The organism is Gemmata sp. SH-PL17 (assembly GCF_001610855.1).
Classification (GTDB): domain Bacteria; phylum Planctomycetota; class Planctomycetia; order Gemmatales; family Gemmataceae; genus Gemmata; species Gemmata massiliana.
The window spans coordinates 3,698,104-3,724,450 of record NZ_CP011271.1 but is presented as its reverse complement, the minus strand read 5'-3'; the positions used below and the strand labels follow the sequence as shown (position 1 = coordinate 3,724,450).

Annotated in this window: 22 protein-coding genes and 1 tRNA gene; 14 read left to right on the top strand and 9 right to left on the bottom strand. The window is 65.9% G+C overall.

From position 1 onward, the window contains the following. Positions 1 to 249: 249 nt before the first annotated feature. Positions 250 to 555, top strand: a complete 306-nt coding sequence (locus VT84_RS15550) for a hypothetical protein (RefSeq protein WP_052557507.1) — start codon at positions 250 to 252, stop codon at positions 553 to 555. A 240-nt stretch (positions 556 to 795) separates the two neighbouring features. On the opposite strand, the gene VT84_RS15545 is transcribed toward VT84_RS15550, so the two are convergent. Beyond that, entirely contained in the window at positions 796 to 2,496 is a 1,701-nt protein-coding gene (locus VT84_RS15545; protein WP_052557506.1) for a sigma-70 family RNA polymerase sigma factor, read from the bottom strand. Between the two features lie 737 nt (positions 2,497 to 3,233). On the opposite strand from VT84_RS15545, the gene VT84_RS15540 reads away from it, so the two are divergent. The 4 genes from VT84_RS15540 (at position 3,234) to VT84_RS15525 (ending at position 7,714) form a co-directional block, all read left to right on the top strand. Continuing rightward, complete coding sequence (locus tag VT84_RS15540) at positions 3,234 to 4,583, top strand: hypothetical protein (protein WP_157469525.1); 1,350 nt, start codon at positions 3,234 to 3,236, stop codon at positions 4,581 to 4,583. Between the two features lie 606 nt (positions 4,584 to 5,189). Further along, positions 5,190 to 6,695 (top strand): glycogen synthase GlgA, encoded by a 1,506-nt coding sequence (glgA, locus tag VT84_RS15535; RefSeq protein ID WP_052557503.1) that lies wholly within the window; start codon positions 5,190 to 5,192, stop codon positions 6,693 to 6,695. A gap of 24 nt (positions 6,696 to 6,719) precedes the next feature. Continuing rightward, entirely contained in the window at positions 6,720 to 7,100 is a 381-nt protein-coding gene (locus tag VT84_RS15530) for a hypothetical protein (protein ID WP_157469524.1), read from the top strand. A 305-nt stretch (positions 7,101 to 7,405) separates the two neighbouring features. Next, positions 7,406 to 7,714 carry an RNA recognition motif domain-containing protein gene (locus VT84_RS15525; protein WP_052557500.1) on the top strand — a complete coding sequence of 103 codons (309 nt, stop codon included), beginning with the start codon at positions 7,406 to 7,408 and terminating at the stop codon, positions 7,712 to 7,714. Positions 7,715 to 7,787: 73 nt separating this feature from the next. Here the strand turns inward: VT84_RS15525 and VT84_RS15520 are convergent. Next, positions 7,788 to 7,860 (bottom strand) — tRNA-Ile (locus VT84_RS15520). 361 nt (positions 7,861 to 8,221) lie between these two features. On the opposite strand from VT84_RS15520, the gene VT84_RS15515 reads away from it, so the two are divergent. After that, a complete protein-coding gene (locus VT84_RS15515) occupies positions 8,222 to 10,174 on the top strand; it encodes a PQQ-dependent sugar dehydrogenase (RefSeq protein WP_082840186.1) in 1,953 nt (650 codons plus the stop codon). 121 nt (positions 10,175 to 10,295) lie between these two features. Then, positions 10,296 to 11,066, top strand: coding sequence for an SDR family oxidoreductase (locus VT84_RS15510; protein ID WP_082840185.1), 771 nt, complete (start codon positions 10,296 to 10,298; stop codon positions 11,064 to 11,066). Positions 11,067 to 11,101: 35 nt separating this feature from the next. Here VT84_RS15510 and VT84_RS15505 read toward each other — a convergent pair whose 3' ends face one another. Next, positions 11,102 to 12,265 (bottom strand): hypothetical protein, encoded by a 1,164-nt coding sequence (locus VT84_RS15505; RefSeq protein WP_082840184.1) that lies wholly within the window; start codon positions 12,263 to 12,265, stop codon positions 11,102 to 11,104. Positions 12,266 to 12,566: 301 nt separating this feature from the next. Between VT84_RS15505 and VT84_RS15500 the strand changes: the two genes are divergently transcribed. The 7 genes from VT84_RS15500 (at position 12,567) to VT84_RS40120 (ending at position 19,945) form a co-directional block, all read left to right on the top strand. Next, the gene (locus VT84_RS15500) at positions 12,567 to 12,974 is read left to right on the top strand and encodes a zinc ribbon domain-containing protein (RefSeq protein WP_082840183.1); all 408 of its coding nucleotides are present in this window, start codon (positions 12,567 to 12,569) and stop codon (positions 12,972 to 12,974) included. A 41-nt stretch (positions 12,975 to 13,015) separates the two neighbouring features. After that, on the top strand, positions 13,016 to 13,630 hold the full coding sequence (locus tag VT84_RS40835) for a hypothetical protein (RefSeq protein ID WP_239465851.1): 615 nt from the start codon (positions 13,016 to 13,018) through the stop codon (positions 13,628 to 13,630). Between the two features lie 64 nt (positions 13,631 to 13,694). After that, positions 13,695 to 14,015 carry a hypothetical protein gene (locus VT84_RS15490; protein WP_157469523.1) on the top strand — a complete coding sequence of 107 codons (321 nt, stop codon included), beginning with the start codon at positions 13,695 to 13,697 and terminating at the stop codon, positions 14,013 to 14,015. A 225-nt stretch (positions 14,016 to 14,240) separates the two neighbouring features. Then, positions 14,241 to 15,275 carry a WD40 repeat domain-containing protein gene (locus tag VT84_RS15485; protein WP_162271719.1) on the top strand — a complete coding sequence of 345 codons (1,035 nt, stop codon included), beginning with the start codon at positions 14,241 to 14,243 and terminating at the stop codon, positions 15,273 to 15,275. A 233-nt stretch (positions 15,276 to 15,508) separates the two neighbouring features. Then, the gene (gene cysD, locus VT84_RS15480; protein ID WP_082843306.1) at positions 15,509 to 16,420 is read left to right on the top strand and encodes a sulfate adenylyltransferase subunit CysD; all 912 of its coding nucleotides are present in this window, start codon (positions 15,509 to 15,511) and stop codon (positions 16,418 to 16,420) included. 270 nt (positions 16,421 to 16,690) lie between these two features. Next, positions 16,691 to 18,625 carry a sulfate adenylyltransferase subunit CysN gene (cysN, locus tag VT84_RS15475; RefSeq protein WP_052557477.1) on the top strand — a complete coding sequence of 645 codons (1,935 nt, stop codon included), beginning with the start codon at positions 16,691 to 16,693 and terminating at the stop codon, positions 18,623 to 18,625. 654 nt (positions 18,626 to 19,279) lie between these two features. Further along, a complete protein-coding gene (locus VT84_RS40120; RefSeq protein ID WP_204249763.1) occupies positions 19,280 to 19,945 on the top strand; it encodes a hypothetical protein in 666 nt (221 codons plus the stop codon). Between the two features lie 25 nt (positions 19,946 to 19,970). On the opposite strand, the gene VT84_RS15465 is transcribed toward VT84_RS40120, so the two are convergent. The 6 genes from VT84_RS15465 to VT84_RS15440 form a co-directional block, all read right to left on the bottom strand. Next, positions 19,971 to 21,149 carry a pyridoxal-phosphate-dependent aminotransferase family protein gene (locus VT84_RS15465; protein ID WP_052557545.1) on the bottom strand — a complete coding sequence of 393 codons (1,179 nt, stop codon included), beginning with the start codon at positions 21,147 to 21,149 and terminating at the stop codon, positions 19,971 to 19,973. A 114-nt stretch (positions 21,150 to 21,263) separates the two neighbouring features. After that, positions 21,264 to 21,830, bottom strand: coding sequence for a hydrolase (locus VT84_RS15460; protein ID WP_052557549.1), 567 nt, complete (start codon positions 21,828 to 21,830; stop codon positions 21,264 to 21,266). A 3-nt stretch (positions 21,831 to 21,833) separates the two neighbouring features. Next, on the bottom strand, positions 21,834 to 22,784 hold the full coding sequence (locus VT84_RS15455) for a DUF4129 domain-containing transglutaminase family protein (RefSeq protein WP_082840180.1): 951 nt from the start codon (positions 22,782 to 22,784) through the stop codon (positions 21,834 to 21,836). After that, the gene (locus VT84_RS15450; protein WP_082840179.1) at positions 22,717 to 24,129 is read right to left on the bottom strand and encodes a DUF3488 domain-containing protein; all 1,413 of its coding nucleotides are present in this window, start codon (positions 24,127 to 24,129) and stop codon (positions 22,717 to 22,719) included. The genes VT84_RS15455 and VT84_RS15450 overlap by 68 nt, the downstream gene beginning before the upstream one ends. A gap of 40 nt (positions 24,130 to 24,169) precedes the next feature. After that, entirely contained in the window at positions 24,170 to 25,306 is a 1,137-nt protein-coding gene (locus VT84_RS15445; RefSeq protein ID WP_082840178.1) for a DUF58 domain-containing protein, read from the bottom strand. Beyond that, positions 25,303 to 26,271, bottom strand: coding sequence for an AAA family ATPase (locus VT84_RS15440; RefSeq protein WP_052557554.1), 969 nt, complete (start codon positions 26,269 to 26,271; stop codon positions 25,303 to 25,305). The genes VT84_RS15445 and VT84_RS15440 overlap by 4 nt, the downstream gene beginning before the upstream one ends. Positions 26,272 to 26,347: the final 76 nt, after the last annotated feature.

Below are 26,347 nucleotides of genomic sequence, written 5' to 3'. Positions count from 1 at the left end.
GATTTCGCTACTCGTTGGAAAGGCAGAGCGCCCCTGCAATTCAGACGAATCGAAAACGTCGGGAGTTTGAGAAATGTCCCCGCACCTGATTTCGATCTCGACAAGTTGGGGAAAACTGATAAATTGCCGGCCCGAAACTTTGACTCCAGGCGCGGGTGACGTAGTTTACTCTCACTCGTAACCTCTCCGTCCACTTACTTTTGCCCGCCGAGGCTCCCGCCTCCGTATCCGCACGCGGTGAGGATTGCCGTGACCGAACTGTGCCGCTGTTGGTCCTGCAAGGGTCAGCTCGAACCCGCTCAACAGCTCCGATTCCTCGTCGAGACCGATAACCTCGATAACCCCGCGTACCTGTCGCACATTCGCGCCCTTCCGTCCGTGAAGGGGCGCCCGATCCCGGTCTGCAAGGCGTGCCAAGCCCAGATCGAAGCCGCGCCGCGGCGCCCAGTCGTGAAACTGCAACCGAAGCCGGTCGCCGTTTCCGGGTTGCTCGGTGCGCTCGGCGCGCTGTCCGTCGGGCTGCTCATCAGCGGGCTTTTCGCCCCGCGCGGGTGAGCCACAATCTTGCTCCCTCCATCTACAGGGCATTGGCGAACGGCGCGGCGTAAGCCCGCCGGTGCTTTATAGGCTCAACCGGCCGGCTTACGCTGCGCTGCTCGCACGATTTCAACACGGCACCGACCGGCCACAGAAAATGCGCACTCCGCGTGCGACAGTCGAATCACTCGTAGCAAAATAACGCGACCCACCCCGCTTCCAGGGTGGGCCGCGCTGTTACTCGTGATCGGGCACCGGTTACGGTACTTCGACGTTTTCCTTCGCGGCCCATTCGCGGAGCATCTTCATCCCGCGAACGTTGATCTGGCGCACTCGCTCTTTCGTGATCCCAAAGTGCTGGCCGATCTGCTCCAGCGTCATCTCTTCTGACCCGTCCAGACCGGTCCGCATCCGGATCACTTCCCGCGTGCGTGCGTCCAGGTGTTCAAGGAGTCGGTTCACGCGGGATCGGGCCTGGTCCGCGAGCGCCAGAACCTCTTGCTCGTCGGTCCGCACGTCGGCTTTGGCTTCAAACAGGTCATCGTGGCCGGTCATGTACCGCTGCTTATGGGTCTTCGCGTCCGGGATCGACCGGGCGAAGTTCTTCATGATGGCCCACGTCGCGTAGGTGCTGAACTTGTTGCCGCGACCGTAGTCGAACTTCTCGACCGCCCGCATCAGCGACAGGTTACCGTCGCTCACGAGGTCGTCGATGTTCTCCCCGAGCGCGAGCTTCTGCTTCGCCTGGGCGTACACGAGCCGCTGGTTGCAGTTGATGAGCACGTCGCGGCAGTCGCGGATGCCGTCCTTCAGTTCGTCGATGCGAACGAGATCCTGAACCCGGGCTTTCGCGGGGTCCATCGCGTCCTGAAGCTTGTGGAGCTGGTGCTTCAGGAAGTTCATCTTCCGGAACACGTGCTGCTCCTGCTCCTTCGTGAGCAGCGGCCACTCGTACAGGTGCGCCATGTGCGGCGGCACGTCCTTCGGCGGGGTCTTCCCGGCGCGCTTGGCATCGAACTCGGCCAGTCCGGGCATGTCGGCGAGCATCTCGGACTCGCGGGTCGGGTCGTCGAAGTCGGCGTTGTATATGTAATCGACCGGCTGGCGAACCAGTTCCTTGGCCCGCACCTCGTTCACCACCCGGTACATGCTGGACCGGGCGCGGCCGAATCGTTTGGCAATGAGGTTCACGGTATCCCCCGTGGGTTTGGCGTTCTTCATATCGATTTCGTGCTGTCGCTTGGCCAAGTAGATCTCCTGCTTCGCGGCATCACTCAGCGGGCCGGCCACATTCGGGTACAGAGCCCCCTCGGGGTGCCCGCGATCGAAGTTCTTGATCGTGTAGCGCACGGCCTCCGGGCTGCGGCTCAACTGGGTCGCGATCTTCTTGCTCACCTCCGTGAGCGTCCCCCCGGCGTCACGCAGTTCGCGTGCCAGCCGCAGGATGCCTTCCTTTTCGTCGTCGGTCAGGTGGCTGAACCGCGCCCCCTTCTCGACGAGCACTTTGTGTTCCGCGACGAACCGTTCCACGGCGACGGTCGGGAACCCCAGTTGGCTGCGCCCATTAACTTTCACCCGGCGGGCGGCGAGACCTTTCACGCGCCACCGAGAAATGGTCTTCGTAGAAACGTTAAATCGCTTGCTCACCTCATCGAGCGTGAGCATCGGCTCAACGGTCTGCTCGATCGGCTGCGGCGGGACGGACCGCTCGACGCGCCGGATGAACTGCGCGAGGTCGTGCTTGAGGTCGTCGCCCGACAGCAGAAGGTCCGGGTAAGCCTCGGACCGGTAATCGGTAACGCGGTAACAAACGTATTGGTACGGGTACGCCCGGCCCGATTCGATTTCGCTCAGGAGCTTCTGGGCGTTGGCGATCTGGAGCTGCCGGCGCGCGGCAGTGGCGAACCGGGTCTGCTGCTCGGTCAGTTCCTTCAGGGCTGAGTTCTTAAAAGTAATCACCGGCTCCTCCCGGCCACGGGCAAACGGCCCGTTCGTGTGGCTCAACTATATCTGATCGCCGGATCACTAGTCCCCGGCGGTAAGATGGGGTCAGGACTCTAATCTGGTATTCGTTGCAACCCGTCTCGGGTTTCGAGAGTTTGTTGTCTCCGCGGTCGCACCAAGGGATACTCTTCTAAGTCTGCCGTTCTTACCCAGTCTGACATACAAACGGTGACCGGAAGTCGGACTTGCACCAATCTGTTAAATTGGATACAGGAACCGTGTTAGGGGTTCACCGGTCTCACCAATTCGCTAGTTATCAAGGACTGGACGCGAAAACGGCGTGATCTCGGGGTGTCCATCTCGGCGGCTGTCCGCGAAGTCATTTCTCTAAGTAGCACGTCGCTTGCCAAAGACCTGAGTGTCAGCCGAATCGCGCCTAGCCTCGCTCACTAACCGTTAATCCATCGTAACTTGCGATCACGAGCCGCGCCACAATATTTTCCACTTCTAGTTTCAGTAACTCCTCACACGTGTCGGAAGGACACTTTCTTTTCTTCCACTGTGTGCATTTTTGCAAAGCGCTATCCCCGACTTGGGGTAGTTCGCGCCATCTCTCACATTTATCCCAATTGAATTAACCCGCACATCTTACGCATCTCACAAGAAGAACCCGATTCCGCCTCAAGTTTGCGCCGGCTCAGAAACAAAACCGCGCTAGAATGGCGCGCGAACCGGGCGATTTTGAGGTCACCATGCGCACCGTTTTCCGGCCCCACAGTGTTGCTCTAACCGTGCTCCTTGTCGCGGCACTTACAAGCCGCGCGAGCGCGCAAGACGCCGTCACGCTCGCCGAGCCGTTCAAGCCCGGGCACACCACGAAGGTCGAAGTTCAGGTGAAACTCACCGGTAAGCTCGCACTACCTTCAACCGAGAAGGGGAAGGCGCCGCAACTGGTGCCCGTGTCCGGAACCAGCAAGCTCGTTTACGAAGAGCGCCTGCTGAAGCCCGAGGACACCGAGTTGCTCAAAACCGTCCGCGCGTACCGCGACGTTTCGTTCGAGCGCACGGTCGGCGAAGCGAAGCAGGACGCCGGACTTCGGCCGTCCGTGCGGCGCATGGTCATCATCAAGGCCGGCGCGAAAAAGGCGCCGTTCTCGCCGGACGGCCCCCTTACATGGGGCGAAATCGACGTCGTCCGAACGGACGTCTTCAACCCGGCTCTGGTGCCCGGTCTGTTGCCCCCGGACCCGGTGAAACCCGGACAAAGCTGGAAAGCGACCGCAGCAGCCGTCTCCGAACTGACCGATATGGAGAAGATCGAAGAGGGCACGATCGCGGTCGAACTCGTGGGCTTCACGAAGCTCAACAACCGCCGGCTCGCGCGCCTCAAGATCAGTGGCACCGTTCGCGGGGTGAACGAGGACGGCCCGAACCGTCAGAAACTCGAAGGCACCGCGTACTTCGATCTCGACAGTAACCTGTTGACGTACCTCTCGGTGCGAGGCACGCACGAACTGCTCGACGGGAAATCGCAAACGGTCGGTGTGATCGAGGGGCAGTTCACGATGACTCGCACCCCAGTCGCGCAAATGCCGTCCGACCTCTCGGACCCCTCGCTCCGCGACCTCGAACTCAAGCCGAACGCGGAGAACACGCTCCTCCTGTACGACAACGCGGACCTCGGGGTTCGCTTCCTCTACCCGCGCGGCTGGCGCATCGGCGCCGTTCAGGGCAAGCAAGTCACGCTCGACCACGCCCACGGTGGCGGTATTCTCATCACACTGGAACCGCCGACGAAAGTCCCTGCACCGGACGATTATCTCAAGGAAGTAACCGGCTTTCTGACGAAGGAGAAAGCTCAGATTACCGCGACCGAAAAACCGGTGCAAATTCGCGCCGAGCCGGTGCAATTGGACCGGTTTTCGCTAGATGCAACCTTCGGCACGGAGAAGGTCCGGCTCGAATACGCGGTCCTTAAGCAAACTGATGGCGGAGTTACCGTTGCCGCACGTCTACCGGCCGCGGATACGGACATCCGGTCCGAAGTGACGCGCATCGTGCGGAGCCTCTCCGTTACCAAGAAGATCGAAGAGAAAAAGTAGTTCGGGTGCCCAAATAGCCGATTGTTGGGGAGGGTTCGATTCGATTCGGTTAGGTGGGGTCACCACTACAAACCCGGAGACCGAACCTCCGAAGACACCGAAATCGGCCTCGATTACCCGGAGCACCACGCGGCTAACATTTGCTAACCTTTTCGGGGACCGCAATCGCTAGCAAATCGCCGCAATCACAGACTCGACAAGCACTTGTAGAGAGACGCCGCGTTAGCCGAAGGTGCGATCCACTCGCGGACATGCGCCTTCGGGTCCGATCGTATGCGCGACGCGCCTCTTCAAGTGGGTGCGAATTACATCACTAGGATGGTAACGCACTACCACTATAAACACAAGGATAGTAGTCTCGCGGCTCCAATTTTTGATTACGAATTTGGTCTTTGGTTTGGTGGCACAGGCCTCCGGCCTGTGGGAATGACTCCACAGGCCGGAGGCCTGTGCCACGAACAAACTCGTTCGAGCGCAGGCAACGGAACCAGAATTGCGGACGCATCGACACTGCCTCAACCGCGCGCGGGGTGATAAGACACTCCGGGGTTGAGTGAGCGGAACGGTCGAACGCGAACAATCATACCGAACACGTGGGGATACACTGTGGCGGGTTTGCGGGTACTGGTGGCGGCGAGCGAGGTGGTCGGGTTCGCCAAAACGGGGGGGCTGGCGGACGTCGCCGGGGCACTACCCGCGGCCCTGGCCCGGCGCGGGAACTCCGTCTCCGTTGTGATGCCGTTGTACAACTCGGTGCGCCGGTCCGGGGTGCCGATCGAGCGCACCGGGATCGTGCTCCCGGTCCCGATGGGCGACCGTGTGCTCGCGTGCCGCGTGCATCGATCGTACCTGCCGGGCACGTCCGTGCCGGTGTTCCTGATCGAGCACGGCCCCTACTTCGAGCGCGACGACCCGGCCACCGGGCGCGGGCTGTACCAGGAACAGGGGTGGGGCGGGAAGCAGGACTACGGCGACAACGGCGCGCGGTTCGTCTTTTTCTGCCGCGCCGTAATGGAGCTAGTCCCGCACATCGGGTTCGCCCCGGACATTATCCACGCGAACGACTGGCAAACGGGCCTCATCCCAACCTACCTCGCCGAAACGCACCGCCACAGCCCCGGGTACCAGCGCATCCGGTCGGTGTTCACCATTCACAACATCGCGTACCAGGGTTCGTACCCGCGCGAATTGATGAACTACACCGGGCTCCCCGGGTGGCTGTACAACCCCGGCCAACTCGAACACTACGGGCTGAACTTCCTCAAAGCCGGCATCGTGTTCGCGGACGCGGTAAATACCGTTAGCCCGACCTACGCGCGAGAGATCCAAACCTCCGAGTTCGGCTACGGGCTGGAAGGGCTGCTCGGGCACCTGCACTGGAAGCTGTCCGGCATCGTGAACGGGTGCGACTACGAGCACTGGAACCCGGCCCGCGACCTGCGCATCGCCGCACAGTACACGCCGGAAACCGTGTTCGAGAAGAAGCCGCGCTGCAAGGCGGACCTCCAGCACCGGTTCCACCTGCCCGGCAAGCCCACCGCGCCCGTTCTGGGCGTGATCGCCCGCCTCGTGGCCCAGAAGGGCATCGACATCATCCTCAGCGCGGCACAGGGGTTCCTCGACCTCGGGTGCCAGCTCGTGGTGCTCGGCGACGGCGACCGGGAATACCACGACCAGCTCCAGGCGCTCCGCGACCGGTACCCGGACCAGGTCGGCATCTACCTCGGGTTCAACGAAACGCTCGCGCACGTGATCGAAGCGGGGAGCGACCTGTTCCTCATGCCGAGCCGCTACGAACCGTGCGGCCTCAACCAGATGTACAGCCTGAAGTACGGTACGCCGCCGGTGGTGCGCTCCACCGGCGGGCTGGCGGACACCGTGGTGAACGCGACCGAGGAGAACCTCGCGGACCGGCGCGCGACCGGGTTCAGTTTCAACGACTACACCGCGAGCGCGCTCTATGAAACGGTGCGCTGGGCGCTGACGCTGTACCGCGACCGGCCCAAGGACTTCAGGCAGATCGTAACCACCGCGATGGTCCAGGACTGGAGCTGGGACCGCAGCGCCGAGGCCTACGAGCGCCTGTACCGCCGGGTCGCCGGGATCAGTTGATTCTCGGCGCGGAGGAGATCGCCCGTGTTGGAAATCTTAGTTCTCTCCGTACTCAGCCCGAATATTGCGGCACGGGCGCGTCATAAGGGTCGAGCGGTACTACCATTCGTGTTCTTGCTGCTCGGGTACTGGGCCTGGGGCCAGTTACTCGGTGGTTTCGCAGGAGCAGCATTCGCGATCATGTTGGGCTACGAACCGGATCTGTTGCTGGCCTACGTCACCTCGTGGGTCGGAGCGATCGCCGGCACGGTGGTTGCGTTCAAGAAAGTGAACGCGGTGCCAGTACCAACCTCGCACATGAGTGCGGCGGCTGCGACCACAACGATTACGCCCGTAACCGACCGCGATAACTACGAACACGACGATCATCACGACCGGGACCGCGGCTGGGGCCCTATTGAGTGAAGCAACGAACAGGTGGGGCAACGCAACTACCGAAACTCAACGGCCCTGAACAAAATTCGGATCGGTATTCGCGCGACACCCGCCCTCGGGTATAATGCTTTCACGCGGACCGACCGGTCCGCCCGTCAGGAGATGATGGACATCCCACCGCCCACGCACTTGGCCCTTCTTGGTTCAGCCACTCTGAGCAATCGCCTCACAGTTTCCAAGACCGTCAAACCGCCGAGCGGCTCCTGACCCGGCCACGATCACTCCGACCGTGCGCCGTCCGTTTCCCGGGCCGAAAGCCCAGAAGAGAGTGCATTTTGAAGAAGCTCTATGTTGGCAACCTGCCGTTCAACGCCACCTCCGACGAACTGCGTGAGATGTTCTCCGCTTACGGCCGGGTGTTGAGCGCGACCATCTGCACGGACCGCGAAACCGGCAACAGCCGCGGGTTCGCGTTCGTCGAGCTGGCCGAGGGTGCCGAGGAAGCGATCCAGGGCTTGCACCAGGCCCAGTTCGGTGGTCGCAGCCTGACTGTAAACGAGGCCAAGCCCCGTGAGGGCGGCTCGTCCGGCGGGTCACGGGGCGGCTCCGGTGCGAGCCGCGGCGGGTACTCCCGTAGCTACTAATCAATCGTCTGACATAACAGCCCCGGCACGCTCACGAAGAGTGCCGGGGCTGTTATCGTTTGTGGACAAGAAGTGCGGAGGGTGGGCTTCGCACCCACGGCTTCGGGGGATTAGCCCGACGAGTTAACTAACTACTCCACCCCCGCCGATCTCGTACCAAGCGACCGTATCTATTCTACGCACACACCAATTGCCATCCGGTACCGAATTTCGCTGATGGCAACTCCTCTCCAATCCAGTGAGGAGTTGCCACGAACCGATCACCTGTCGCCGCGCACCTATCGCCGACCGAGATCGCCCAGCGCTACCGCACCTGCCCGAACGGGGCCGAGAAGCCTCGGCGGACATCGGCGGGGGCGGTTTGGAGCGGGATTGACGCGGGTAACTTCGCGCCTCGCGCGAACCATTGCGATGTGAATCCGCGCTCCAAAGGGTCGCGTATAATGCGGGGCGCGGGTTCGCCACTTCGTCCGCCCGTGCCCAACGGTCGCCCGCTGAGGGGTTCGCATGGGGGTACGTTTGGGGCGGGGCGCACGGTTGTTTTGCGAGCGACTCGAGGCGCGCGAAACTCCCGCGGTCGTCGCGGGATTCACGGAGTCGGTGTTCGCGGCCGGGCTGACGCAGCCGACCGCGATGGCGGTCGCGCCCGACGGGCGCGTCTTCGTCGCCGAAAAGACGGGCGCGCTCCGGGTGGTGCAAAACGGGGTCGTACTCGCGCCCCCGTTCCTCACGGTGGGCGTGGACACGGCCAGCGAGCGCGGCCTGATCGGTGTGGCCCTCGACCCCAACTTCCCGTCCAACAACTTCGTCTACGTCTACTACACCACCAGCGGCACGCCGGTGAACCGGGTGAGCCGGTTCACCGCGAACGGGAACACCGCTACGGGTTCGGAAACCGTTCTGTTGGACAATATCCCGTCCACGAACGGCAATCACAACGGCGGGGCGCTGGTCTTCGGTGCGGACGGGAAACTCTACGTCGGTGTCGGGGACGCGGGGGTGAGCAGCAATTCGCAGGCGCTCACCAACCTGTCGGGCAAAGTGCTTCGCATCAACTCGGACGGAACCGTTCCGACCGACAACCCGTTCTTCGGCACCGCGACCGGCGACAATCGCGCGATCTACGCCCTGGGGCTGCGGAACCCGTTCACGATGGCCGTTCAGCCCGGCACCGGGCGGCTATTCATTAACGACGTCGGCGGAGCCCAGTTCGAGGAGGTGAACCAGGGGGCCGCGGGGGCGAACTACGGGTGGCCCGCCACCGAGGGTGACTTCGACCCGGCAGCCTTCCCGGGGTTCACCCGCCCGGTGTACGCTTACGCGCACGGGAGCGGCCCCCTGCAAGGGCGGTCGATCGCGGGCGGGGCGTTCTACAACCCCGCGACCGCATCGTTCCCGGGCGCGTTCGTGGGCGACTACTTCTTTGCGGATTTCGTGAACAACCGCATTTTCCTCCGGGACGAAAGTTCGGGCGCTGTCACCGCGTTCGCCGACTCGACCGCCGGTTCCGGCGTGGTCGACTTAGACGTGCTGCCGGACGGCCGGTTGCTGTACCTGAGCCTGAGCACCGGGCGCATCTACCAGATCGCCGCGACCGGGGCGCCGGCCCCGGCGCAACTGATCGCGGTCGGGACCGGGCCGGGCGCCGCCTCCCGGGTCGCCGCCCTGAACGCGGACGGCACTACGCGATTTAGCGCGACTGCCTACGCGGGGTACAGCGGCGGGGTGCGCGTCGCGAGCGGTGACGTGACCGGCGACGGGGTCGAAGACGTCGTCACCGGCACGGCCCCGGGGGTGGCAGCGCACGTAAAAGTGTTCGACGGCGCGACCGGCGGGCTGGTGCGGAGCTTTCTCGCATTCGATCCGGCGTTCCTGGGCGGGCTGTTCGTCGCGAGCGGCGACGTGACCGGCGACGGCCGCGCCGACATCATCGTGGGCACCGCAACGGGCGCTTCGCACGTGAAGGTGTTCGACGGCGCGACCGGGGCGGAGATCCGTAGTTTCCTCGCCTACGACGGGTTCACGGGCGGGGTGACGGTCGCCGCGGGCGACTCGACCGGCGACGGGCGCGCGGATATCGTCACCGGTACCGCCACGAACGGGGCACACGTAAAGGTGTTCGACGGCGCGTCCGGGGCTCTGCGGAACAGCTTCTTCGCGTTCAGCGGGTTCACGGGTGGGGTGTCGGTCGGGTTCGCGAGCGGGAGCATCGTGGCGGGCGCGGCGGTCGGTCCGCCGCACGTGAAAACGTTCGTGGGCTGGGCGGAACGGCGCAGCTTTCTCGCATTCGATCCGGCGTTCCAGGGGGGCGTGCGCGTCGCAGGGAACGGGGGCTTGCTCCTCGCGGGGGCGGGCACCGGGGCGGGGCCGCACCTGAAAGGGTTTTCGTCCGCGCTCGTCGAAGCGCTCAGTTTGCTCGTGTTCGACCCGACCGGTAAGGGCGGTATCTTCGTGGGTTGAGGGGCCATGCCTGTACTCGTGCCCGTGACCTACGGGCGCACGTCCCACCCGTTGTGCCCTACCAGAGCGCGTGCGGGACGAGCGTAACGGATTGAGGTTTCCGTTCATACAAGATGAACAGATGAGAACGCGAGGAGGGGCGCGCGTGGACCGGATCGTGATCGTGACCGGCGGGGGTCGGGGCATCGGGGCCAGCACCTGTCGCCTGGCGGCCGAGCGCGGGTTTGACGTGTGCGTGAACTACCGCGCGAACCAGGGCGCCGCCGACGCGGTTGCTGATGAATGCCAGCGCGCAGGGGCCAGGGCCATTACGGTTCAAGCGGACGTCGCCGTTGAAGTGGACGTGGTCCGCCTGTTCGAGACGGTGGACCGTGAGTTGGGGCGGGTGACGGCGCTGGTGAACAACGCCGGCATCCTCGAACAGCAGACGCGGGTCGAGCACATGGACGCGGCACGCATCGCGCGGGTGTTCGGGGCCAACGTTACTGGGTCGTTCCTGTGTTGTCGCGAGGCCGTGCGCCGCATGTCCACGGCACGCGGGGGAGCGGGCGGCGCGATCGTGAACGTGTCGTCGGTGGCAGCACGGGTGGGTTCTCCGGGTGAGTACGTGGACTACGCCGCCGCGAAGGGCGCGATCGACACGCTCACCCTCGGGCTGGCGAAGGAAGTGGCGGAAGAGGGCATCCGGGTCAACGCGGTGCGGCCCGGGTTCATCTACACCGATATCCACGCGAGCGGAGGGGAGCCGGGCCGCGTGGACCGGGTAAAGCAGTTCGTCCCGATGAAGCGCGGCGGGCAACCAGAAGAGGTCGCCACCGCGATCTTGTGGCTCCTGTCCGACGAAGCGTCCTACGCCACTGGCACGTTCATCGATCTGGCGGGCGGACGCTGACTGCACCGTTCGCCCGCATAGTATCGCACAACACCTTACGCCGCGCGCTGGTCCGCCGGAACGAGCCAGCGCCGGATGCGCTCCAGTTCGCCGGCCCAGTCGGGCGACAGGCGCACGGTCAGAAAACGGGCGTAAAGCAGGTCCAGGGTTTCGACCAGTTCCCGCACCTGGGTCGCCCGTTCTTCCAGTTTCGCGCGGGCGCCGCTCACGTCCTCGGGCGGGTCCGGCATTTTGCACGAGCCCACGCCCAGCGTCTCGGCCTGGAGCGTGAGTTCGTACTGCTGGTCGTGCCGGACCATTGTGAGTCCCATCTTCCGGGGCAGCTTCCCGGCCTGCACCGCGCGCCGGGCTTCGGGTAGCCGGGTCGGGCCTTCGCTCGCAATCGTCTCGCTCCCGGTCACCCCGCGCGGGCACTCCAGGGACAGCGTTCGAGCCGGCATCAGGACAACATCGCTCCCGTCGCTCAAGGTGAGCGTGTCCGATTCGCGATCGGTCAGGAACCAGAGCCAGAGCAGGTACTCGTTACCCAAAAAGTCTGCCGGTCCGCCCCCCGGAACCCAGGCCACCTCGTCCCCCGCCCCGGGGACGAACCCGGACGGCGCGTCGGCCGCGCCGGTCAGCTCCAGCGCGCCCGCGGTCCGTTCCGCCTGGCGCCCGGCCGTGAGTAATTCCAGCGGGTGCCCGAAGGTGCGCTGGAACAGGTCCGCGAAGCGCTCGACCTGAGACGTGGAACTCGCCCCGAACAGCACCTCGTTGGAGGCCCGGTCCCAGAGCACCGGGGTACACTTGCGGCGCTTGAATCGCCCGTCCTTGGCTTCGGCTTCCAGCCGATCCCGGGCGCTCTCCTTGGCCTCGCGCTTCTGTTTGGCGGACGCGAACCCGCTCGGGTTGTCCTTGGCGAGCGCGGCCAGATCGGACTCGTAGTACGCCTTGAGCAGGTCGCCCGGGAGCCGGTCCGTGTCCACCCGCATATCGAAGTGCAGGGCGTCGTTGATGACGTTCTTGCCCAGGTCGAACGCGAGGTCGAGAACGGACTTGCCCGCCGACCACCCGACCTCGATCCCGTCCGCCGCGGCCACGGCCTGGCGCCCGGCCGCGTGCGCGCTCAGGCACGCGAGCTGATCGTCGTCGAACAGGTGCGGGGCCGGCCCCCCAACCGCGAATCGGAGGAACGTAACGCGCCCCGTGAAGAACCCCATACCCGCACTCCAGTCCAAATACGTCCAGGTCGACTTACCGCTTCAGCAATTCGACCATCGGGCGCGCGGACTTGAGCCGAAATGCGGCACTCACGTTACTGTGTGGAAGGGATGGCGTAATATTCGTTGCACTCGGTGCAATTGGGCGCGATCGGCTCCGCGGCGCGTCACGGAATCAGAGCCAGTGCCGGCGAACCCCGCCCGCAAGGGCGGCGGGTGGTCGTACAAAATAGGTGCGCGTCCGGTCCGAACACCAGCAAGGGTGCGTTCCCGCAAGTGGCATTCGGTAAGGGAGCCGGTGATGAAGAAGTGCCCGTACTGCATCGCGGACATCCCTACCGAAGCCAGGAAGTGCAAGTTCTGCGGAGAGTGGGTCGAACGGCCCGAACCCGCGGCGCCCGGGCCCACCGAGATGAAGCTGACGGTTCAGCCCCCGACGCGGCCGGGGCCAACCAAGGCGTGCCCGTACTGCTCCGCAGAGATACCGGGAGACGCATGGACCTGCATGTACTGCAAGCAAGGCGTGATCGGCGGGAAGCCGGCGGCGGTGGGAGGAATGGTGATCTTCGCGTTCATCGCGGCGATCTTCTTCTTCGGGTTCTGGCTCCCCGGCTGTATCGAGATGCAGAAGAAGCACGAAAGTAATGAGGAACAGTGGCAACGGATACATCGGATGCGACAGGATCAGGATAAGTTTCTCATGCGCTAAGCGCCGGGCGGGTATTCTGAGATCGGTTCGAGGGGCGACCGATGACCGAAGCAGAGTGGCTCGCGTGCGACGATCCGATACCGATGATTCGTTTCCTTCGCAATCGGGCGAGCGACCGAAAGTTCAGACTCTTTGGCTGCGCGTGCTATCTGAACCTGTGGATTCGGTTCCCGGTCGCGGAACTGTATCGGGACGTGCTCCGTGCCAGTGAGGATTACGCCGACCAGCGCATCTCGAAGAGTCAGTTCAAGCTCGCACGCAAGAAAGGTGATTGGCAGAAAGCACCACACGTGACCGGAGAAGCCTCAATGGTGGCCTGGGCCTCGGCTTCGGCTTGTTGCGGTGAGCCCTACGTTGCTGCGTGCAAGACGACTCGTACACGTCCGGAAGAAACCGTGGTTCAGGTCGGTCTCACCCGCTGTATCTTCGGCAATCCGTTCCGCCCGGTTGCCTTCTCACTCGCCTGGCGCACCTCTACTGTTCTCGCGCTCGCCTCACAGATGTACGAATCGCGTGAGTTCGGCGCGATGCCGATTCTGGGTGACGCGCTCCAGGACGCGGGCTGTGACTGCGCCGATGTGCTGAATCACTGCCGCGGTGAGGGGCCGCACGTGCGCGGGTGCTGGGTCGTGGATCTGGTGCCCGGCAAGGAGTAGCACGGGCGGGCACGCGGTGGTACGCTGGGAGCGGTTCGGAACAGCGCACCTCGCGGAGACAGTCATGGCTACACGATCTCAGTGGCTGGTAGCTCTAACGGGCATCGTAATCGGCGCCCTCGGAACGCTGCTCATGACGGACGATCGGACCAACCGGGTCCACGCCCAGCCCGAGGCCAATCCGGGCTTCGTGCTCCGGCCGGTCGCGAGCGCCGCCCCGCTCCCCGCCGGCCCGGTCGGGCGCTACCAAGTCTCGGCGTGGGGCGCACAGGGGCGCAATACACCCGCCCACGGCGCGTACATCATCGACACCCAGACCGGCGAGCTCTTCTACGCCGATCAATCGACCAAGCCGTACTCGTTGGGAACGGTCGAGAAGAAATAAGACGTTCGGAACGCTGCCGGTAGGAGTGCTTCACCGCCGAGGGCACCACGCGCGGAGAGTGGCCGGATCGGAAACGATCGTTCGCGCCTTTGCCTTTTCTCCGCGCCCTCTCGCGCTCTCTGCGGTGAAATCTGCCTGCGAAAACTGTTCCGACCCTCTGCGATGAAGCACTCCTCCAAACCGACGCCCGCCCTCTTCCCCTCGCCCGCGAAAGTGAGGCTCCCCGTGCCATGCTGCCCACGCCTGATGCCCGTGCTCGCGCTGCCGGCCGTCGCCCTGGTCGCGTTCGCTGCACCGGTCCCGAAAGTGGCCGTTGTTCCCATTTCCGCCATGAACGCGGCTCAGGTCCGTGTCCTCGACGAGGTCGACCGACGCGCGGACCGGATCACCCGCGGACCCGGTAAAGGTGAGTTGACCGTACTCGACCGGACTGCGGGCGTCGAGGTGCTCGACGAGAACACCCTGCGGCCACTGCGGAAGCCGGTCAAGGACGCGCACCCGATCACTCTGGCAACCAGCCCGGACGGAAAACTCGTGGCCTGGACCGAGCGCAACAAGACGACCTATACCGTCCTCCGGACCGACACCGACAAGTCGTTCGACATCGAACTCAAGGACGACCCGGACCACGCCGCGTTCAGCCCGGACAGCAAGTTGCTGGCCATCGGGTCCACGTTCTGGGATCCCCGGGCCGAGGGCGCCGGCCACACCGAGGTGCGCCTGTTCGACGCGACGGGCAAACTGCTCCGCACGCTCGCGCGGTCCGGGGCCGGCAGCGCGAAGCCCGTGTTCAGCCCGGACGGGAAGACGCTCGCGGTCAGTAACCGCAACTACGAGCCGCGCCTGTTCGACGTCGCCACCGGCAAGTTGCTTCACGTGCTGGACAAGAAGATGACCCAGGAGGTCGCGTTCAGCCCGGACGGGAAGGTGCTGGCTACCGCCCACGTGGACGGCACACTCGCGCTGTGGGACACAGCCACGGGCAAGGAACTGCGGTCGGCGGCGAGCGGGTGCAAGGAGCTATACTCGGTGGACTGGAGTCCGAAGGGAGACGTCCTGGTTACTTCCGGGCGCCAGGGACCGATCGTCGTGTGGGAACCGGGCCGGCTGGCCAAACTGAAGGAACTCGACGCACCGGCGTGGGTGATCCAGGTGCGGTTCGTCTCGGACAGCACCCGGTTCATCACCTCCAGCGCCCTGGACCTGAGCGCCAAGTCCGGCCGCAAGTTCACCATTTGGGGCCTCCCGAATAACAAGTAGCGGCCCCGGCGGTTGTGAAGAGCGCTTCACCGCAGAGGGCGGAGAGAACGCAGAGGGAAGGCCGGATCGGATGCGCTCACTTGCGCCTTTGTCTTTCTCCGCGCCCTCTCGCGCTCTCCGCGGTGAAATACCCTTACCGGTGTGCCGGTGAAATGTGGTTCGCGCCGGCGGACACGCCATTTGGCGGCCCGACCTCATAGAATTAAGGGGTGAAGACTCCAGGAGGGCGGGCCATCAGCAGCAGTTACAACCTCTCCCACTTGAAAGTGCTGGAGGCAGAGAGCATCCACATCATCCGCGAGGTCGCCGCCGAGTTCGAGCGGCCCGTGATGCTCTACTCGATCGGTAAGGATTCCGCCGTCATGCTCCGGCTGGCGCAGAAGGCGTTCCACCCCGGGCGCCTGCCGTTCCCGCTGCTGCACGTCGACACGACCTGGAAGTTCCGGGCGATGATCGAGTTCCGCGACCGGTTCTGCCGCGAGCAGAACCTCGACCTGAAGGTCTGGATCAACCCCGAGGGGCAGGCCCAGAACATCAACCCGTTCGACCACGGCTCGAAGAAGCACACCGACGTCATGAAGACGGCGGGGCTGAAGCAGGCGCTGAACCACTACCAGTTCGACGCCGCGTTCGGCGGCGCCCGGCGCGACGAGGAGAAGAGCCGGGCCAAGGAGCGCGTGTACAGCTTCCGCGACCGATTGCACCAGTGGGATCCGAAGAACCAGCGGCCCGAGCTGTGGAACTTGTACAACTGCAAAGTGAACAAGGGTGAGAGCATCCGCGCGTTCCCGCTGAGCAACTGGACCGAACTGGACGTCTGGCAGTACATCCACCTGGAAAACATCCCGATCGTGCCGCTCTACTTCGCCGACGTGCGCCCGGTCGTCGAGCGCGACGGCACGCTCATCATGGTGGACGACGACCGCATGCGGCTGCGCCCCGGCGAGGTGCCGATGATGAAGCGCGTGCGGTTCCGCACCCTGGGGTGCTACCCGCTCACCGGGGCCATCGAGAGCGCCGCGACGACCCTCCCGGAGATCATCGAGGAGATGCTCCTGGCCCGGAACTCCGAGCGCCAGGGCCGCATGATCGACCACGACGAGTCGGGCTCGATGGAGCAGAAGAAGCGCGAGGGGTATTTCTAGGCAACGGAGTAACTGGGGACGCTCACGGGTTAAATGCCCGGGGTTGAAACCCCGGGCTATTCCCGGTGACCCTTTCAGGGTCCAAAAACACAATGCGGGACGGGCAATAGCCTTTCGTACCCGGGGTTGAAACCCCGGGCTATTCCCGGTGACGCCGGTGGCGTCTGAAACATAATGCCTTTTGGACCCCGAAGGGGTCACCGGGAATAGCCCGGGGTTTCAACCCCGGGTACAAGAGACCCGGGCACTAATCTTTTGGGTGTTCCTGAGATGCAAGCTGTTGACCTGAGTCAGGAAGACATTCACGCCTACCTCGCCCGCCACCAGAAGAAAGAGCTGCTGCGGTTCCTCACCTGCGGCAGCGTCGACGACGGCAAGAGCACGCTCATCGGCCGGCTCCTGCACGACACCAAGATGATCTACGAGGACCAGCTCGCCGCCGTGAAGCGCGACAGCGAGAAGGTGGGCACCACCGGGGCCGGCGAGATCGACCTCGCGCTGCTCACCGACGGCCTGAAGGCCGAGCGCGAGCAGGGCATCACCATCGACGTCGCGTACCGGTACTTCTCGACCGACCGGCGCAAGTTCATCATCGCCGACACGCCCGGCCACGAGCAGTACACGCGCAACATGGCCACCGGCGCCTCGACGTGTCAGCTCGCCATCATCCTCATCGACGCGCGCCACGGCGTGCAGACCCAGACGCGCCGGCACTCATTCATCGTGTCGCTCCTGGGCATCCGGCACGTCGTCGTCGCGGTCAACAAGATGGACCTCGTCGAACACTCGCAGGAGGTCTTCGAGCGCATCAAGGACGACTACACCGGGTTCGTCGCCAAGCTCGGGCTGCCGGACATCACGTTCATCCCGATGTCCGCGCTGAAGGGCGACAACGTCGCGTCCAAGAGCGAGGCGATGCCGTGGTACCACGGCCCGGCGCTGCTCGACCACCTGGAAACGGTCCACATCGCCAGCGACCGCAACCTGACCGACCTGCGGTTCCCGGTGCAGTACGTCGTGCGCCCGAACCTCGACTTCCGCGGGTTCGCCGGAACGGTGGCGTCCGGGATCTTGCGCAAGGGCGACGAGGTGATGGCGCTGCCGTCGGGCAAGCGCAGCCGGGTGAAGTCGATCGTGACCTACGACGGCGAACTGGACGAGGCGTTCGCGCCGCAGGCCGTGACCGTCACGCTGACCGACGAGGTGGACGTCAGCCGCGGCGACATGCTGGTGCGGCCCGACGGCCCGCCGCACGTCAGCGCCCAGATCGAGGCGATGGTGGTGTGGATGTCCGAGCAACCGTTCGTGCCCGGCCGGACGTACACACTCAAGCACACCACGCGGCAGGTGTCGGCGGAGGTCGCGGCGTTCCGCTACGGCGTCGACGTGAACACCCTGGAGCACCGGGCCATCGCGCGGCTCGGGCTGAACGAGGTCGCGCACGTCCAACTCAGCCTGACGCAGCCGCTCGCGTGCGACCCGTACCGCACCAACGCCGCGACCGGGGCGTTCATCCTGATCGACCGGCTGACGAACAACACGGTCGGCGCCGGCATGATCCTGGAAACCGGCAGCGGCCGGGCGCCGGGCGACGTGTGGGGCGCGGAGCCGATGGCCCGCCTCAAACTGCGCGAGAGCCTCGTCGCGCCGGCCGAGCGCGAGCAGCGCTACAACCAAGTGCCGGTGACGGTGCTGCTGGTCGGGCTGACCGGGAGCGGGAAGAGCCGGATCGCCTACGGCCTGGAGCGCCGGCTGTGGGACGAGGGCCGGGCGGTGACCGTGCTGTACGGCCAGAACATGCGCCAGGGGCTGAACCGCGACCTCGGGTTCACGGCGGATGACCGCTCGGAGAACCTGCGGCGCTCGGCCGAGGTCGCGAAGCTGATGAACGACGCGGGGGTGATTACGATCGCGGCGTTCGTGGCCCCGCACGACGCGGTGCGCGAGAAGGCGAAGCAGTTGATCGGCCGGGACCGCGTGCTGGAGGTGTACTGCACGGCCCCGATGGAGGTGCTGCGTGCGCGCGACCAGAGCGGCGCGTACCGGCTCGCCGACGAGGGCAAGATCGCGCAGATGCCGGGCGTGACGGCGGCCTTCGAGGAACCGAAGGCGCCCGACCTCGTGCTGCAAACCGACCAGACCAATGTCGAGGAAAGCGTCGAACGCATCGCCGCGCTGATGAAGTCGAAGGGGTATCTGCGCTAACACGCTACGGGGGCACAGGGCTTCGGCCCTGTGCTACGAACGCCGGCCCTCCGGGGCGGAAAGGCATTGAAGACGCCCGTCTTCGTTCGCTTAGTGCGTTCCGTTGTGTTTCGCGCGTGCGATTTGTTTGGTGGCGCAGTCCATTGCAGTAGTTGCCAAGGCGATTGAGTGGCGCATGGGGTTCCGTGACAATGGGTTGTACCACCAATCCACGGTTCGGAGCCCCCATGCGCCGCTGTCAATGTAACCCGCAAACGGTTCTGAGCCAACACGCTTGGGCCGAGGTCCTGGCCCAGATCCTGCACCTGCGCGACGGGACCGGGGTGACCCGTGTGGCCCTGGCCCGGTGCCTGTTGGCCGCGTCCGCACTGGACGTGACCGTGTCCGCGGTCGCCCGGCGCGTCGCGCGGGTCGGGCGCGAAACCGTGCGCGCGGCACTCGGCGCGGACCGCCCCGCGGACCAACCACCCCTCGAGGGGTGGTTGGTCCGCGGGGCTGCGCGGGCACATCCCCCGGGCGTTCCGCAAGCACCCGATCCCGATCGCCATCGACACCCATCAGAGGCCGTTCTACGGGGACCGGGGCGCCACACCCGGAGTCGTCGGGGGCCAGTTCAAGAACGGGACCGCGTGGTTCTGGACCTACGCCACGCCCGTGTCCCTGGTCCCCGGGCGGCGCCACACCCGGGCCCGGACCGCGGTGCGCCCCAAGGATACCCCGGACGCGATCGTCGCGCGCCTGTTGGCCCAGATCGGCTGGGCCCGGGTGCGCATCCGGTACGTGCTGTTGGACCGCGCGTTCTACTCGGCGTCCGTGGTCCGCGCCCTGACCCAGCGGAACGTGCGGTTCGTGATCCCGATGGTGCGCCGGGGGCACGCAGTCGAGCGCTTCTTCGCCCGGGGCACGCGCGGGTGGTTCGAGCACACGATCCGGTGCCGCCGGTCCCGGGACGGTTCGGCCCCAGTGCGCGTGGCCGTGGTCCCGGGTCGCTCCTGGCACCGGCCCCTGGTGTTCGCGTGCTCCCCCGGGTTCGAGCGCCTGCCCCAAGTGATCCTGGACTACCGGACCCGGTTCGGGATCGAGACCAGCTACCGTCAGTTGGGCGAGTGCCTGGCTCGGACCACGTGCGCCGACCCCGTGTACCGATTGCTCCTGGTCGGGGTGAGCCTGTTGATCCGGGCCTGGTGGATCGCGGCCCGCGGTGTCACCCTGGGGGAGATCCGCTGGAACCTAATCCTGATCCTCACACCCGTTCCCATCGACACACACCAACCCGAGACACAAACTCAACCACCGACACGACCACCGACGACTGCGTAAGCATGGCAACTACTGCATTGCTCTGTTACGCAGAGTAGGCGAGTTCGGCGGCGGCGACGCCGCTCCCCGGTGTTACTTTCACGCCTGCTCCGCGGAGCACGTGCTCCAACGCGGCGAGGACCGACAGCACGCAGATCGAGCGGCTGTTGTAGCCCATGATCCCGATGCGCCACGCCTTGCCCTTGAAGTCGCCCAGCCCGCCGCCGATCTCGATGCCGAACTCGTTAAGCAGTTGCTTGCGGCCCGCGACGTCGTCGACGCCCGCGGGGATCTTGACCGCGTTCACCTGCGGGAGCCGGCACGATTCCGCCGCGATGTACTCCAATCCGAGCGCTTCCAGACCGGCCTTGAGTGCCCCGTGGTTGCGCAGGTGCCGCGCGTACCGGGCTTCCAGACCTTCTTCGAGTACCAACCGTAGCCCTTCGCGCAGCGCGTACACCATCGTGATAGGGGCCGTGTGGTGGTACGCCCGGTCGCCGCTCCAGTAGCTCTGGATCGAGGTGAGATCGAGGTACCAGCTCTGGACCTTCGTCTTGCGGTTCTTGAGCGCGTCCACCGCCCGCGGGCTGAAGCTGATGGGCGACATCCCGGGCGGGCAGCTCAACCCCTTCTGCGAGCAACTGAACGCCGCGTCCACTTCCCACTCGTCGAGCTTCACCGGCGTGCAGCCGAGAGTGGTCACGCAGTCGGTGATGAGCAGCGTGCCGAACTCGTGGCACAGCTTGCCGACCTGCGAGATGTCCTGCAGCGCGCCGGTAGACGTTTCGGCGTGAACCAGCCCGAGCACCTTCGGGCGCGTTTCCTTTAGGATGTCGCGCAGCTCGTTGAGGTCGAAGACCTGGCCCCACGGCTTCTCTTTGACCGTGAGTTTCGCGCCCGTGCGCCCGGCCACGTCGATCATGCGCGTGCCGAAGTACCCGATGCTGCACACCACGACCGGGTCGCCCGGTTCGATCAGGTTCACGAAGCACGTTTCCATGCCGGCCATGCCGGTCGCGGACACCGGGAACGTGAGCTGGTTCTTCGTCTGGTACACCTCGCGCAGCATGGTCTGCGTTTCGGTCATGATCTCCAGGAACTGTGGGTCCAGGTGCCCGAGCAGCGGCGTGGACATGACCGAGAGGACGCGCGGGTGGGCGTCACTCGGACCGGGGCCGAGGAGCAGGCGCGGGGTGGGGTTGAGCTGACCGGGGAGGGTTGTCATGGGATGGCTCGCGTTGGGACCGATTGAACTCGTTCTGTTCTCATGAAAGGGTGAAGGGGCGCGCGGGTGAAGGGGGGAAATGACAAAAGTGTAAGGCTTTTGCCTTTTTTACCCTTACCCTTCGGCCCTTCGCTTCACCAACTCGCTGACGGCCTTGAACTGCGGGTGGGTCGCGTCGGTCAGCCACTCGAACGCGACCGCCTCGACGGTGGTCGGGACCGCACCGGCCTGTTCGAGCCGGCGGAGTGCCGTGGAGTGGTCGAGGTCGTGGCGCGTCCCGAGCGCGTCCACCGGGAGGAACACGTGTAGCCCGGCGCGGAGCAAGTCCAGTGCGGTTTGGGCGACGCACACGTGCGTTTCCATGCCGACGAGCACCACGTTCGGGCGCCGGAGCATTTCGAGTTCTTCCAGGAACGTCCCGGCCCCGCAGCAACTGAACGCGGTCTTCGCGGGCAGGTTGGCCGGGAGCCGGAGCGCGATTTCCGGGGCGGTGGGGCCGAGCCCCTTGGGGTACTGCTCGGTGGCGCGCGCGGGCACTTCGAGCAGGGCCGCGACGTCGAGCACGAAGCCCGTGTTCCGCAGGAGCCCCGGGGCGCCCGGGATCTTCGCCAACAACTTGTCCTGGATGTCGATCACGACGACGACCGACGTCTCCGCGCGCAGGCGCTTCACGGTACTCATTCGTTACACTCGCGGTTCGAGGGCGCGCCGGAGCTGTTCCAGATCCTGGTCCAGCTCCGCGAGCCGGGCGTCCGACGGGGGAACCCCGCCGAACCGGTCTTGATAATACGCTCCCGCCCAGGTGATTGGAACCTCTGCGACGTCGGCGCACCCGGGGCGGGTGCGGAGCGCGTCGGCCGCGGCGAGTGCGAACTCCATCGGCGTGTCCCCGGCTACTGGTTCGATCCCGTGCGCGGCGAGCACCGCGACCAGTTCCCCGAACCAGCGGGCCGGGGGCGGGGGAGCGGGCGGCGCCGACGCCCGCGCGCGGCGCCACCGGAGCACGGCCCGCACGCTGAACACGAGCACGATCACGTTGACGAGCGCGAGGAGCGTGTTGACTCGCGTGAGCCAACTCGCGAACCCGGCGAGCTCCTTGCGGCGCTGCTCCGGGGTGTAATCGGTCACGTAGTGCTGGAACTGCGTCTCGACCCAGGTGTTCGCCTTGTTCCACCAACTGTTGTCCGCGTCGTTGTTCGCGTCGCCGCCGGGCGTGGGGTCGAGGCTCCGCCAGTGGAAGAGGTGGGTCGGCCCGTCGGGGTGCCGGTCGGCTTCCGGAACGGGAACCGACACGAACGCCTCGGCCCAGGCGTGCGCGTGCTCCTGTTTCACGAGGTACTTCCCGTCGCCCGCGTGCTCGTGCCCCTTGAAGCCGAGAACGAACACCGCGGGGATGCCCTGGGACCGGAGCATGAGGACCAGCGCCGTAGCGAACCGCTCGCAGTGCCCGGCTTTGGAGTGGAAGAGGAAGTCCTCGATGGGGTCGATCTTGGCGTTCCGCGCTTCAGATCGGTGGTGTACCGCAGGGTCGGGGTGGTCGCGAGGTGCGCGGAGAACGCGCGGGCGATCAGGTCGTGGTGCTCGGCGCGCGGGAGGCGCCGTTTGGGGTCGCGGAGCTTGGCCGGGTCGCGCCACTCGGCCGGGAGTTTGCCCCCTCGATCAGCTCGACGAGGAGCTTGTCCGCGTACTCCTTCACGCGCTCCACGGGGTTGATGCGGAGCTGGTCGAGTGAGTCGTCGAGCCGGGAGTCGGCGATCTGGAACCCCGGTCCGAGGTCCGTGTCGGTTCGGGGCGCGTACTCCTGACGGTACTTGAGCGGGCGGTTGCGCTGGCGCGGACCCGGATCCCAGTAGAAGGTACCGTCGGGGGTGGGCATCCACCCCTGGTCGCCGTCCTCGGTCACGCCGACGAACGGGGCCGGTTGGTTCGGCAGCCAGAGGATCGGGTCGGCGGCGAAGTGGGCTTTCGACTTTGGGGGCAGTTCAAACGCGAGCGTGAACTGCCCCGGCCCGAGGTTCGGGGCGGCCCACGGGTTCGATTGGCGCGCGGTCCGGACGAGGTTCGGTAGGCGCTTCGGCTCCATGTTCCACGCGCCGCCGGTGTACTGCTGGTGCGTGCGCCCGCGCCACCGCTGGTCGGGGCTGACGTCCGTCTTCGGCGCCCCGTCGGGGTAGGTCGCGGTCACCTCGAACGCGGTCTCGGAGTTCGTTTTGAGCGCCCCGGTGCGGTTGAGGTCCACCATCTGGTCCGCGGCGTACCCGATCTCGACGCGGGGCTTCCCGAAGTCCGCTTTGGGGGCAGACGAGCGCGGGGTCAGGAGGTAGACGGGGACCGCGACGACCCCCGCGCAAGCGGCCCACACGAGCGCCGACGGGAACCCCGTTCGCGTGCCGCGCGGCTCGCCGGACGCGGCGGCCGCGTCCGGGACCACTTTGTTCGGGTCGGGGACCGGCGGAACGGCCCCGCTCGCACACCCGAGGTAGAACAGCGAGAGGCTCCACACGGCCGCGACGAGGTACAGCCCGACGAGCACGAAACACAGCGGCTCTTCGGCGAACGCCGCGGCCAGCCCGACGCCCGCGAGCGCGAGTCCGTGGAGCGACCAATAGTCGCCCGCGTGCTTCTCGCCGCGGGCGACTTTCGCGGCCAGGAGCATCATCACTAGCGGGCCGAACATCGCGACCATGAGCACGTGCCAGCCCATGTGCGCGAACTCGCCCGTGTCGATCTCCCGTTTGACGCGGTACGCGACCCACAGGCAGAAGCACGCACCGACCGCGCCCCCGAGCCGGTTCGCGGCCGGGATCGAGAGCAGTGTGAATCGAGTTTCGATGAAGTACAGTGCGCCGAGCGCGAGCACGGCCAGCACCGCGAACCCCGCGACCTCCGGGAGCATGGGGGCTTGCGCGTACCCCAGGGTTACGCACGCCAGCGCGAGCGTCAGATATGTGCTGAACCGGAAGGTCGCTTCGGTCGGCATCGGGTGCCCCGTGGTGGCTCTCGTGGGTGTCGGTCGCGGGCTATGCGGTCTTGGGTGGTTGGTACCACGGGAGCCGGTCGGTGGGGCAAACGGTCGCGAACGGCTTGCCCGTGGACCGCGCCAGTGTGCCGGCGAACGGCGAGTTCGGTCGGCTGCTCACAACCACTCGTGCTCCGCGCGCGAGGTGCCCGGCGAATACGGCCGTGCTCGGTGCTTCGACTTCCGGTCCGCCGGTCACGTCCGCGAGCGGGGCGAGTGCTGCGCGCATGTGCTCCTCGGAATGGGCGGTCCCGGCGCCGTGCCCGGGCACCACAACGGTGATCGGACTATCGAACGCGCGCCGCCACGTTACCGCGATCGTCGCCGCGAGACTCAGCGCGGCTTCAAGCCGGTCGCGGTCCGCGGGTGTCGGGGTCGGAGGGAGCCAGGGTTCAACCACCAGCACCAGTTCCGGCGACGGGGCCGTGTCGTACTCGCGCACCATCGGCTCGCCGCGGCGAGCGGTCGTGCGCCAGTGGATGTCGCGGATCGGGTCGCCGGTCCGGTACCCGCGCACGCCGCGCACTTCGGCCCGGTCCGTGGTCACACGGCGGAGCACCTTGCGCGAGCGCCCGTCGCCCCCCGCCTGCCGAATCACCCAGCGGCGCAGACCGTCCGGTTCAGCGACTCCCGGGGTCGGGAGCACGATGACCTCGTCCGTCGCGTCGCCGGGGAGCTGACACGTCACGAACCCGAACGGGAAGCTCGACACGAGTGCGACCGGCCCGCCGAATCGCCCGCGCGTCGGGAACGCGCGCGACGCGGTGCAGTCCAGTGTCTTGGCCCCACGGACGCGGTACGCCAGAAAGTTCGTCGTGCCCGCCCGCGACCGGTCTTCGACCGCAACAGTTACCGCCCGGCGCCCGAGGTTCGTGACGCGCACGCCGTACTCGGACCGCTCGCCCGCGAACAGTGGTCCCACCGCGAGGCGCCTGGCGCTCGCGCGGCGCACGTTGATCCGCGCCAGGATGCCGTTCAGCACGACCAGGGCGATCATCACGTACACGATGAGGAGCACCAGGTTGATGCTCTTGTACCACGCGATCGCGCCGACCACCAGGGCCACGCCGAGCCACGCGACACCGGCTGGCGTGAACTGCATCTGGGGGCCGTCGATCACGCCCTCGGAGCGCTTCATGCTGGCACCTTGAGTTTCGCGAGGATCTCGCGCACCACGGGGCCGGCGTCCGGGTGCCCGCCCGCGGCCCAGCTCCGTGTCACGAGGCGGTGCGCCAGGACCGGTTCGGCGAGCGCCTTCACGTCGTCGGGGACCGCGAAGTCGCGCCCGGCGGTGACCGCGAACGCCTGGACCGCCCGGTACATCGCGAGCGCGGCGCGGGTGCTCGCGCCCAGCGCGAGCTCCGGGTGCGTGCGGGTTCCGCCGATCAGGTCGAGAATGTACTCGGCAATGGACGGATCGACTCGCACCGTGCGCACGTAGGTCTGCAGCGCAATTACGTCAGCGGGCTGGAGGACCGGTTCAAGGGTTTCGACCGGTTCGCCGGCCCGGTGCTGCGTGAGGATCGCGCGCTCGGCCTCGCGGTCCGGGTACCCGACCTTCACGCGCAGCATGAATCGGTCGAGTTGGCTCTCGGGCAACGGGTACGTGCCCTCGAACTCGTGCGGGTTCTGGGTCGCGACGACGAGGAACGGCGGACCGAGCGGCCGCGTGTTGCCGTCCACGGTTACCTGTCGCTCTTGCATCGCTTCGAGCAGCGCGGACTGCGTGCGCGGGGTCGCGCGATTGATTTCATCGGCCAGAACCACTTCGGCGAACACGGGGCCGGGCTGGAAGATGAATTCGCTGGTCTGTGCCCGATAGATCGTGACCCCGAGCAAGTCGCCGGGGAGCAGGTCGGGCGTGAATTGGATGCGGTTGAATTTACACGCGAGGCTGCGTGCGAGTGCCTTCGCGAGGAGCGTTTTGCCGACCCCCGGCACGTCGTCGAGTAGCAGGTGCCCGTCGGCGAGCAGCGCGACGGCGGCGAACCGCACGATATCGGGTTTACCCAGGAACACGCGCCCGACGTTCTTTTGCAGCGCGTCGAGGAGCGCGGCGAGTTCACGCGGGGAACGTGCGTTTGATGGTCCGTCGACTGGCATACGCGCGGTCTCTCACAGGAGGAACGACCGCGGTAATATACGGTTGCACGGATGAAATGGTTCTGTGAACCCCGCG